Source organism: Sphaerotilus sp., from assembly GCF_041083715.1.
In the GTDB taxonomy this organism is placed as follows: domain Bacteria; phylum Pseudomonadota; class Gammaproteobacteria; order Burkholderiales; family Burkholderiaceae_C; genus Sphaerotilus.
On sequence record NZ_JBFPGY010000113.1, the window covers coordinates 1 to 11,040 of the forward strand.

The 11,040-nt window shown below is 65.2% G+C and carries 10 protein-coding genes; 3 read left to right on the forward strand and 7 right to left on the reverse strand.

Features of this window, described 5'->3' with window-relative positions; translation table 11 throughout:
* From AB3X43_RS05505 to fabI, 7 genes are all read right to left on the reverse strand, one after another.
* Positions 1–730, reverse strand: a 730-nt coding sequence (locus tag AB3X43_RS05505; protein WP_369428864.1) for an ABC transporter ATP-binding protein, incomplete at its 3' end; no start/stop codon positions are given.
* Positions 731–745: 15 nt separating this feature from the next.
* Positions 746–1,594, reverse strand: a complete 849-nt coding sequence (locus tag AB3X43_RS05510; RefSeq protein WP_369428865.1) for a carbohydrate ABC transporter permease — start codon at positions 1,592–1,594, stop codon at positions 746–748.
* A gap of 15 nt (positions 1,595–1,609) precedes the next feature.
* The gene (locus AB3X43_RS05515; RefSeq protein WP_369428866.1) at positions 1,610–2,497 is read right to left on the reverse strand and encodes a carbohydrate ABC transporter permease; all 888 of its coding nucleotides are present in this window, start codon (positions 2,495–2,497) and stop codon (positions 1,610–1,612) included.
* A gap of 84 nt (positions 2,498–2,581) precedes the next feature.
* Positions 2,582–3,835 (reverse strand): ABC transporter substrate-binding protein, encoded by a 1,254-nt coding sequence (locus AB3X43_RS05520; RefSeq protein ID WP_369428867.1) that lies wholly within the window; start codon positions 3,833–3,835, stop codon positions 2,582–2,584.
* A 130-nt stretch (positions 3,836–3,965) separates the two neighbouring features.
* On the reverse strand, positions 3,966–5,447 hold the full coding sequence (locus AB3X43_RS05525; RefSeq protein ID WP_369428868.1) for a sensor histidine kinase: 1,482 nt from the start codon (positions 5,445–5,447) through the stop codon (positions 3,966–3,968).
* 39 nt (positions 5,448–5,486) lie between these two features.
* Positions 5,487–6,182, reverse strand: a complete 696-nt coding sequence (locus tag AB3X43_RS05530; RefSeq protein WP_369428869.1) for a response regulator — start codon at positions 6,180–6,182, stop codon at positions 5,487–5,489.
* A gap of 20 nt (positions 6,183–6,202) precedes the next feature.
* A complete protein-coding gene (fabI, locus tag AB3X43_RS05535) occupies positions 6,203–6,991 on the reverse strand; it encodes an enoyl-ACP reductase FabI (protein WP_369428870.1) in 789 nt (262 codons plus the stop codon).
* A gap of 287 nt (positions 6,992–7,278) precedes the next feature.
* Between fabI and rimP the strand changes: the two genes are divergently transcribed.
* The 3 genes from rimP to AB3X43_RS05550 form a co-directional block, all read left to right on the forward strand.
* On the forward strand, positions 7,279–7,827 hold the full coding sequence (gene rimP, locus AB3X43_RS05540; protein WP_369428871.1) for a ribosome maturation factor RimP: 549 nt from the start codon (positions 7,279–7,281) through the stop codon (positions 7,825–7,827).
* Positions 7,824–9,302, forward strand: coding sequence for a transcription termination factor NusA (gene nusA / locus AB3X43_RS05545; protein WP_369428872.1), 1,479 nt, complete (start codon positions 7,824–7,826; stop codon positions 9,300–9,302). Before rimP ends, nusA begins: the two co-directional genes overlap by 4 nt.
* Positions 9,303–9,358: 56 nt before the next feature.
* The coding region (locus AB3X43_RS05550; RefSeq protein WP_369428873.1) for a translation initiation factor IF-2 N-terminal domain-containing protein at positions 9,359–11,040 on the forward strand (1,682 nt) is incomplete at its 3' end.

An 11,040-nucleotide genomic window follows, 5' to 3' on the forward strand; every position in this document is an offset into this window, starting at 1 on the left:
CTTGCACCATGTTCATGGCCGGCGAGCCGATGAACTCGGCCACGAACACCGTCGCGGGGCGCGCATAGATGTCGTCCGGCGAGCCGAACTGCAGCACCACGCCGTCCTTCATCACGGCGATCCGGTCGCCCAGCGTCATGGCTTCGACCTGGTCGTGCGTCACGTACACGGTGGTGGTCTTGGTGCGCTGGTGCAGCAGCTTGATCTCGGCGCGCATCTCGACGCGCAGCTTGGCGTCCAGGTTGGACAGCGGCTCGTCGAACAGGAACAGCAGCGGATCGCGGGCCAGCGCCCGGCCCATCGCCACGCGCTGGCGCTGGCCGCCGGACAGCGCACCCGGCTTGCGCGCCAGCAGGTGCTCGATCTGCAGCATCTTGGCCACGCGGGCCACGGCCTTCTCGCGCTCGGGCTTGGGCACCTTGCGCATCTCCAGGCCGAAGGCGATGTTCTCGGCCACGTTCATGTTCGGGTAGAGCGCGTAGCTCTGGAACACCATGGCGATGTCGCGGTTCTTGGGCAGCTCGTGGGTGACGTCGCGGTCACCGATGTGGATGGTGCCGGAGGTGGGGGAGTCGAGGCCAGCGATCATCGACAGCAGCGTCGACTTGCCGCAGCCAGACGGCCCGACCAGGATCAGGAACTCGCCCTTGTCGATCTCGAGGTCGATGCCCTTGAGGATGTTCGTCTCGCCGTAGCTCTTGCGGACGTTGCGGATGGAAAGTGCGCCCATGATGAATAAGTCCTCTTAACCCTTGACGGCGCCGGCGGTCAGGCCACGCACGAAATACTTGCCAGCGACGACGTAGACGAACAGCGTCGGCAGCGCGGCGATCATCGCGGCGGCCATGTCGACGTTGTATTCCTTGACCGAGCTGGAGGTGTTGGCCAGGTTGTTCAGGCCCACCGTGATCGGCTTGGAGTCCGCGCCGGAGAAGACGACGCCGAACAGGAAGTCGTTCCATATGTTGGTGAACTGCCAGATCAGCGTGACGACCAGGATCGGCGCCGACAGCGGCAGCACGATGCGCCAGAAGATGCGGAAGAAGCCCGCGCCGTCCAGCATCGCCGCCTTGATCAGCTCGTCCGGCAGGCTCAGGTAGTAGTTGCGGAAGAACAGCGTGGTGGATGCCAGGCCCATCAGCACGTGGACACAGACGAGGCCCCACACCGAGTCCGACAGCCCGATCCAGCCCAGCACCTGCGACATCGGCAGCAGCACCACCTGCAGCGGCATGAACACGCCGAACAGCATGAACGAGAACAGCAGCTCGCTGCCCTTGAAGCGCCACTTCGTGAGCACGTAGCCATTGAGCGCCCCGAGCGTGGTCGAGATGGCCACGGCCGGGATGATCATCGTCATCGAGTTCCAGAAGTAGGGCCGCAGGCCGCCGCAGTCGGTGCCGGTGCAGGCGGTGGACCAGGCCTTGCCCCAGGCGGTGAAGTCCAGGCCGGCCGGCAGCGACAGCAGGTTGCCGCCGCGGATCTCGGCCATGTCCTTCAGCGAGGTCGCCAGCATCACGTAGAACGGCAGCAGGAAGAAGACCGCGAACAGCCCCAGCAGGGACCACAGGATCAATCGGTGCACATGTTTCATGGTGGTGTCCCGGCTTCAGCGGTCACGCGAGCGCAGCTCGCTGTAGAGATACGGCACGACGATCGCCGCCACCGTCGCCAGCATCACGGTCGCCGAAGCGGCGCCCAGGCCGATCTGGCCGCGGGTGAAGGCCATCGTGTACATGAAGGTTGCCGGCACGTCGGTCGCGAAGCCCGGGCCACCGGCGGTCAGCGCCATCACGAGGTCGAAGCTCTTGATGGCGATGTGCGCCAGCACCATCAGCGTGCTGAAGAACACCGGCCGCATGCTCGGGATCACGATGCGCCAGTAGATGCGCGGCAGCGAGGCACCGTCGATCTGGGCCGCCTTGATGATGGAGTCGTCGATGCCGCGCAGGCCCGCCAGGAACAGCGCCATCACGAAGCCCGCGCTCTGCCACACGCCGGCGATGACGACGGTGTAGATCGCGTAGTCCGGGTTGACCAACCAGTCGAAGCTGAAGTTCGGGAAGCCCCAGCCGTGCATCAGGTGCTCGATGCCCAGGCCGGGATTCAGGATCCATTTCCACGCCGTACCCGTGACGATGAAGCTCAGGGCCATCGGGTAGAGGTAGATGGTGCGCAGCGCGCCTTCGGCGCGGATCTTCTGGTCCAGCAGGATCGCCAGCAGCAGGCCGACCGCCATCGAACAGCCGATGAACAGCGTCGAGAAGATGCCGAGGTTCTTGAGCGCGACCATCCAGCGCTCGGAGGCGAACAGCAGCGTGTACTGGTGCAGCCCGACAAATTCGTAGTTCGGCAGCAGCCGCGAAGCGGAGACCGACAGGTAGCCGTTCCAGGCGATCAGGCCGTAGATGAAGAGGAAGGAGAGGAGGAAACTGGGCGCCAGAACGATCCGGGGCAGCCAGTGGTCCAGGCGCGCAGCAGCGCTGGGGGAGGCCATGTCGTGAGTCCCGCGTGTGAAAACAAAGCCACCGGTTTTCAGGCCGGTGGCTCGGGTTGCCGTGGCAGCGAGTGCCGGGCGTGCTTACTTGGTCTGTGCGGCCGTGGCGATCTTGGCCATGGCTTCAGCGGCGGTCATCTTGTCGCTGTTCCAGAACTGGCTGACGGCGTCCTGGATCGCGCCGGCGGCGGCCGACGGCACGGCCATGCCGTGGGCGATGGACGGCACCAGCGCGCCGGTCTTGGCGGTCTCGACGAAGTCCTTGGACGACAGCTTGGCGCAGTCGTCGAACTTGCTCAGGTCCATGTTCAGGCGCACCGGGATCGAGCCCTTGTTCAGGTTGAACACTTCCTGGAAGTCGGTGGACATGATCGCGGCGGCCAGGTCCTTCTGGGCCTTGACGTTGGCCTCGTTCTTCAGCTTGAACATGGCGAACGAGTCGATGTTGAAGGTGAAGTCCTTGGCGGTGCCCGGGGCCGCGGCGCAGAGGAAGTCCTTGCCCGGTGCCTTGCCGGCGGCGATGAACTCGCCCTTGGCCCAGTCACCCATCAGCTGCATGCCGGCTTCGCCCTTGATGACCATTGCGGTCGCCAGGTTCCAGTCACGGCCCGGGGCGTTCTTGTCGGTGTAGCCGTGGACCTTCTTGAAGGTGGTCAGCACCTTTTCCATGGTCGGGCTCTTCAGCGCGCCCTGGTCCAGCTGCACCAGCGCCTTCTTGTAGAACTCCGCGCCACCGACGCCGAGGGCCACGCTCTCGAACGTGGTGAAGTCCTGCCAGTTCTGGCCACCGTGCGCCACCGGGATGATGCCCGCGGCCTTGAGCTTGTCGGCGGCGACGAAGAACTCGTCCCAGTTGGTCGGCACCTTGGCGCCGGCCTTCTTGAAGGCTTCCGGGTTGGCCCACAGCCAGTTCACGCGGTGCACGTTCACCGGGGCGGCGATGTAGCTGCCCTTGTACTTCATGACATTGGCGACCACCGGCGGCAGCAGGCTGTCCCACTTCTCGGCCTTGGCCACGTCGTCGATGTTGGCGAGCACGCCTTCGGCCGCCCACTCCTGCAGCGACGGGCCCTTGATCTGGGCTGCGGCCGGGGCATTGCCCGACACGACGCGCGACTTCAGCACCGTCATGGCCGAATCACCACCGCCGCCAGCGACCGCGAAGTCCTTCCACGTGTGGCCCTTGGCCTGCAGCGTGGCCTTCAGGGCGGACGCAGCCTTGGCCTCGCCACCCGAGGTCCACCAGTGCAGCACTTCGACTTCACCGGCTTGTGACAGGCCAGCAACGGTCAGGCCAGCCGCGACGGCCAGCAGGGTGCGCGCGTGGCGGCGGGTCATCTCCATCTTCTTCATATGCACTCCGGAATCAATCAGTGGTGAGGGTGTGAACGAGATCAGATATTAATAAATATTTAAAAAATTAACAGTAGGTGAAATCCCTGAATGGATATCGGACCACGGTTCCGGTCTACGCGGCGGGCAGCCGGATCTCCACCCGCAGTCCTCTGGGCTGTCGGGATGCCACGCTGACCCGGCCTCGGTGCCGTTCTACGATCTCTTTCACGATGGCCAGGCCGAGACCACAGCCGCGCCCCTCGTTCGTGCCACGAAAGAAGCGGTCGAAGACCTGCTCGTGCAGGTGCTCGGGCAGGCCGGGGCCCGTGTCATCGACCTCGACCACCGCCGTGCGGGGCTGGTCGCTGCTGGCAGGGGGGTCTTCGCGCACCCGCACGGTGATCTCGCTGCCCCGACCGGCGTAACGGATGGCGTTGTCGATCACATTAACGATTGCTTCACGGATTAACAATGCATTGCCTTCGATCGTCACCGCCGGTTCTGGCAGATCGTCGTGGTGCCCGTCGTCGTCCAGTCCGAGATCGATGCCGTCGTTCAGGGCGCGGGGCACCAGCTCGGCCGTGAGGTCCTGCACCAATCGGCGCAGGTCGAAGCGGCTGCGTCCGAGGGTGGCCAGCGATTCCGGCTCGGCCCTGGCGAGCGTGAGCAATTGGGTGACGAGGTGGGCGCTGCGCGTGGCGCTCTCGCGCACCATCTCCAGCCGTGCCCGCAGTGCGGGGTCGATCGCTTCCTTCAGCGCCAGTTCGGACTGGCTCTTCAGTCCGGCCAGTGGTGTGCGCAACTGGTGGGCCGCGTCGCTGATGAAGCGCCGCTGCTCCACCACCGAGGCGTGCACGGCTGCCAGCAGCGTATTGACCGCTGCGGCAAGGTCGCGCACTTCCTCCGGCGCCGACTGCAGCTCGATCGGCGCCAGATCGTTCGGCCCGCGGCCACTGACCGCTTCACGCAGCCGTGCCAGCGGTGCCAGCCCCGTGCGCACACCCGCCCACACCAGCCCGGACATCGCCAGCACCAGCAGCGACAAGGGCAGCGCGGTGTCGATGAGGATGTCGCGCACCAGCGCCTCGCGGCTGACACGGCTCTTGGCGACCTGGACCAGCATCTGGCGCTGCTGGGCCGGGTCGCCGTAGTCCAGCAGGATGGCGGCCACCCGCACCTGCACCAGACCGTTCGGGGATTCGACCTGACCGTCGTAGAAAGTCGGCCGGTCCGGGCGCAGCGTGTCGGCATCGTGGGGCGGTGGCAGCTTGTGGTTGCCGAGGATGAACTCGCCCGGCGGACTGCTGACCATGTAGTAGACGCGGTCGTCCGGGTCGGCTTCGATGATGTCCTTGGCCGCGCGCGGAAAGTCGACGAACAGGCCGCTGTCGATCGGTTTGACCTGCCGTGCCAGGGCGCGCGAGGACAGGTAGAGCCCGTGGTCGTTGGCCCTGTCGGCGTAGCGCACCGCGACGTTGTAGGTCACGGCCGCGGCTGCCAGCCACAGCACCAGCTGTGGCAGCAGCAGCCAGGCCAGCAGATGGCGGCGCAGCGAGCGACTGCCGGGAAAGACCACCGGCACTCGGTTGAGCAGAGGTCGAAGCAGGTTCAGCATGGCCGCGCAGTGTCGCCGCGATGCACGCGCTGCGGCAGGTCAGTCCTGGGTTTCGAGCAAGTAGCCGAGTCCGCGCACGGTGCGGATGCCCACTCCCGAGCCTTCGAGCTTGCGGCGCAGGCGGTGGATGTAGACCTCCAGCGAACTGGGGCCGCCGCTCTCGGACACATCGGTGGACCAGGCCTGTGCGATCTGCTCCTTGGTGATGACTTTGCGGCGCTGGCTCAGCAGCAGCTCCAGCAGCAGCCACTCGCGCGGCGAGAGATCCACCGGCTGGCCGGCGATCGTCACCCGACGGGCATCCCGGTCGAACTGGAGTTGTCCGACCATCAGCGCATCGGTCGGCTCGGCGGGCACTCCTGCGGAGGGGAGGGGCTGGCTGCGGCGCAGCACGGCACGGATGCGCGCTTCGAGTTCGGGGAAGTCGAAGGGTTTGGTGAGGTAGTCGTCCGCTCCGGCGTTCAGGCCGGCTACACGGTTGTGGAGGCCGTCGAGCGCCGTGAGGATGAGCAGCGGCATGCCAGGCTTGGCCGCCCGCACCCGCTGCACCACAGTCAGTCCGTCGACCAGTGGCAGGCCGATGTCAATGATGCCGACATCGAAGGCCTGCCGTGTCAGCAGGTATTCCGCCACGGCGCCGTTGTCAGCGACTTCGACATCGAAGCCCGCCGCGCGCAGGTTCGCTCCCAGCGCGTCGGCGAGGATGGCATCGTCTTCAGCGAGCAAGGCACGCATGGCGGATGACCAGCGCCCGGTCAGGCGTCGGCCGAGCCGACCATGACGTGGCTGAATCCGCCATCGACGTAGGTGATTTCCGAGGTCATGCCAGCGGCCAGGTCCGACAGCAGGAAGGCAGCGACGTTGCCCACGTCATCGATGGTGACCAGGCGGCGCAGCGGGGCGTTCTGCGTGAAGATGTTCATCAGCTTGCCGAAGTCCTTGATGCCGCTGGCAGCCAGGGTCTTGATCGGGCCGGCCGAAATGCCATTGACACGGATGCCTTGCGGGCCCAGGTTGGACGCCAGATAGCGCACGCTGGCTTCGAGCGAGGCTTTTGCCAGACCCATGGTGTTGTAGTGCGGGACGACCCGCGCAGCACCCAGGTAGCTCAGCGTCAGCAGCGCGCTGCGCTCGCGCAGGCGCGGCAGTGCCGCCTTGGCCATCGCGGGGAAGCTGTAGGCGGAGATGTCGTGCGCGATGCGGAAGGCCTCGCGGCTCAGACCATCCAGGAATTCGCCGGCGATGCACTCGCGCGGCGCAAAGCCGATCGAGTGGACAAAGCCATCGAAGCCCTCGGGCCACGCTTGGCCGAGGTCGTCGAACATGCGCTGGATCTGTTCGTCGCTGCCAACGTCGCAGTCGTAGATCAGCGAGGAGTCGAACTCTTGTGCGAATTCGGTGATGCGGTCCTTGAAGCGTTCGCCAACGTAGCTGAACGCGAGTTCTGCGCCTTCGCGGTGACATGCCTTGGCAATGCCGTAGGCAATCGAGCGATTCGACAGCAGACCGGTGATCAAAAGGCGCTTGCCTGCGAGAAAACCCATGGACTCTCCGAGATGTGGATCAGTTGGTGATCAGTGATCGAAACAACGGATTCTCGCACGCACCAGGGGGTCCGGTGTGCAGTGGTTGCCCGCGAGGCCTGCGTCGGGTATCATCGTGTTTTCGCTAAAACGCTGAATGGGCGGAGGAATCCAGCCCATTTTTTTTGCTTGAACCGCCGCAAGGCACCGGAAGGAGCGCGGCAGCCGGCTGGTGTGGCGACGTAGTGCACTCTATGGAGTGTTCGATGTCGTTGCGCCGCTAAGAGGCTGCCGTTTGTACTGCATTGATGAACTGGCAGCAGGCTGTCGAACGTACCGTGACCGGATTGGGCTACGACCTCGTGGATTGCGAGCGAGGCCTTCGCGGGTTGCTGTGCGTCTATATCGACCGGATGCCCGGTGTCGTCTATCCGACCGGGCCGGGGGAATTCATTACCGTGGAAGATTGCGAGCAGGTGACCCGCCAGCTCCAGCGTGTGCTGGAAGTGGAGGGTTGCGAATACGAGCGGCTCGAAGTGTCTTCCCCGGGTCTGGATCGGCCGCTCAAGCGGCTGGACGACTTTGTGCGGTATGCCGGATCGGAAATCGATCTGACGCTCAAGGTTGTTTTCCAGGGGCGCAAGAAATACCGCGGCGCATTGCGCGTGGTGGGCGATGACCCTGCTGCAGGTCTCGAACTGGTTTTCCAGGAAGGCAAGGAAAGCCATGTGCTGGGGTTTGTGCTCGATGAAGTCCGTGATGCCCGGCTGGTCCCGGTGGTGGATTTCAAGAGGGGCAGCCGGCGAGACGCGGCTGCGGGCGGGGCGACACAGGAATCCGGAGGTCACGAAGAATGAACCGCGAACTGTTGATGCTGGTGGATGCGATCTCGCGTGAGAAAAACGTGGATCGTGAAGTCGTGTTTGGTGCCGTCGAGCTGGCACTGGCGTCGGCCACCAAGAAACTCTATGACGGCGAAGTCGATATCCGCGTCGCGATTGACCGCGAATCGGGTGCTTATGAGACTTTCCGCCGCTGGCATGTCGTGCCGGATGAGGCCGGTCTGCAGCAGGCCGAAGCCGAAATCCTGCACTTCGAGGCCAAGGAGCAGATCGACGACATCGATGTGGGCGACTACCTCGAAGAGTCGGTCGAGTCCGTGCCGATCGGTCGCATCGGTGCGCAGGCGGCCAAGCAGGTCATCCTGCAGAAGATCCGTGACGCCGAGCGCGAGCAGTTGCTGAACGATTTCCTGTCGCGTGGCGACAAGATCTTCACCGGCACGGTGAAGCGTCTGGACAAGGGCGATCTCATCATCGAGAGCGGCCGTGTCGAAGGGCGTCTGAAGCGCAGCGAGCTGATCCCGAAGGAAAACCTGCGCAGCGGTGACCGTGTGCGGGCCATGATGATCGAGATCGACCCGACGCTGCGCGGACCGCAGATCGTGCTGTCGCGCTCTGCGCCGTCGTTCATGATCGAGCTGTTCCGCCAGGAAGTGCCCGAGATCGAACAAGGCCTGCTGGAGATCAAGAGTTGCGCCCGTGACCCGGGCTCGCGCGCCAAGATCGCGGTGGTTTCCTACGACAAGCGGGTCGATCCGATCGGCACTTGTGTCGGCGTACGCGGCTCGCGTGTCAACGGCGTGACCAATGAACTCGCCGGCGAGCGGGTGGACATCGTGCTGTGGTCGGAAGATCCGGCGCAGTTCGTGATCGGCGCGCTGGCGCCGGCGAATGTCCAGTCCATCGTGGTGGACGAAGAGAAACACGCCATGGACGTGGTGGTGGACGAGGAAAACCTCGCCATCGCGATCGGCCGTGGCGGTCAGAACGTGCGGCTCGCTTCCGAGCTGACCGGCTGGCGCATCAATATCATGACCGCCGAGGAATCGGTGGCCAAGCAGGCTCAGGAGAGCGACGGCATCCGCAAGCTCTTCGTCGACAGGCTCGACGTGGATGAAGAGGTGGCCGACATCCTGATCGCCGAAGGCTTCACCAGTCTCGAAGAAGTGGCCTATGTGCCGATTCAGGAGATGCTGGAGATTGAATCCTTTGACGAAGAGACGGTGCAGGAATTGCGGACCCGCGCCAAGAACGTGCTGTTGACGATGGAAATCGCCAAGGAAGAGCGCGTCGAGGAAGTCACTCAGGATCTGCGCGACGTGGAGGGGGTCACCCCCGAACTGGTCGCGAAATTGTCCGAGGGCGGCGTTCACACCCGCGATGATCTGGCAGATCTCGCCGTGGACGAGCTCACCGAGATGACGGGCATCGACGAGGCGGCGGCCAAGGCCCTGATCATGAAGGCCCGTGAACACTGGTTCACCGCCTGAGCGCTCACTCTGTCCGATCCGACCGCACACGACGCACGTCCCAAGGAAACAAACACATGGCTGTGACCACCGTTGCCCAGTTCGCTGCCGAGCTCAAGAGCCCGGTATCGACTGTGCTCGAGCAACTTCAACACGCCGGCGTGAGCAAGGGATCCGATCTGGATCCCTTGACCGAGGCAGACAAGGAACGCCTGCTGGCCTACCTTCGCACCTCGCATGGCACGGTTGGCGGAGATCGCAAGAAGATCACGCTGACCAAGAAGTCCACCAGCGAGATCAAGCAGGCCGACGCCTCTGGCAAGGCCCGCACGATCCAGGTGGAAGTGCGCAAGAAACGCACCTTCGTCAAGCGTGATGACTTCGTCTCGGGTGCTGCGGCGTCGGATGCGCTGGCCTCTGGTGAGGTGGAAGAAGTCGAATCTCTTGGCGTCGACATCGGCAGTGCCGATCTCGAAGCCGAGGCGCAGCGTCGCCAGGCCGAGGCTGCTGCCGAGGCGGAGCGTCAGGCGCAGGAGGCCCGTGCCCGCCAGGAAGCCGCAGAGCGCGCAGCAGCCGAGGCCGCTGCGGCCGAAGCTGCACGCATCGCCGCAGCCGAAGCTGCAGCAGCCCGTGAGGCTGCCGAGCGTGAAGCCGCTGCCCGCGCGCAGGCAGCGGCCGTGGTGAGTGATGCCGACAAGGCTGCTCAGGCACAGGCTGCCAAGGATGCCGAGGCGCGTGAGGCCCATGCCCGCACCCGTGCCGAGGCCCAGGCCCGTGCGGCGGCCGAAGTCGCAGCGCTGAACGCGGCTGCGGATTCCCGTCGCCGTGGCAATGGTCCGGCAGGTGCGCGCCGTGGTGCTGCTGCACCCGTGGTGGCTGCTCCGGCCGCGGCGGTTGAACCTGCTCCCGTTGCTGCGGTGGTGGAGGCATCGGCGCCGGTGGCGGTCGAAGTCGCGCCGGTCGCTGTGCCTGTGGTTGCCGAAAAGACGGTGCCGCAAGCCGCTGTCCGTGCGCAGGGCGTTCCGATGCCGGTGCCGCCGCGTGGTGTGGCTCCGACGCCGGCACCTGTCGCTGTGACGCCCGTGCGTGGAGTCCAGGCGCCATCGTTGCCCGGTGCCGGTGCGCGTGTCGTCAAGGCGGCCGATGCCGCTGCTGGCGATGCCCAGCGCCAGGTCGAGCAGGACCGCCGCCGCAAGGCCGCCGAGGCAGAAGCGGCCGCCATCCGCGACATGATGTCGCGCAAGAGCAAGGTGCTGGTCGCCAAGAAGCCCGAAGAGCCCAAGCCTGCGCCGGTGGCGCCTGCGGCTGCAGCTGCAGGCAAGGATGGCATCAAGGGCACGATTCATCGTCCGAAACCTGGAACGCCTGGTGCGCCGGGTACGGCGACGACCGCTGCCAAGCCTGGCGAGAAGCCCGGCGACAAGAAGGCCGTCAAGTCGGAGAAGCTGTCGTCCAGCTGGGCCGATGATGCCGCCAAGAAGCGTTCGGCTGCAGCCAAGGGCCGTGCGGAGCCGCCGCGTCCTGGTGGTGGCACGGGTTGGCGTGCGCCGGCCGGTCGTTCGGGTGGCCGTCGTGGCGAGCGCAACGACAGCAGCAACGAGCGTTTCGCGCCGCAGGTCGAGGCCCAGGTCCATGAGGTCCATGTGCCTGAAACCATCTCGGTGGCCGATCTGGCACACAAGATGTCGGTCAAGGCGTCCGAGGTCATCAAGCAGTTGATGAAGCTGGGTCAGATGGTCACCATCAACCAGCAGCTCGA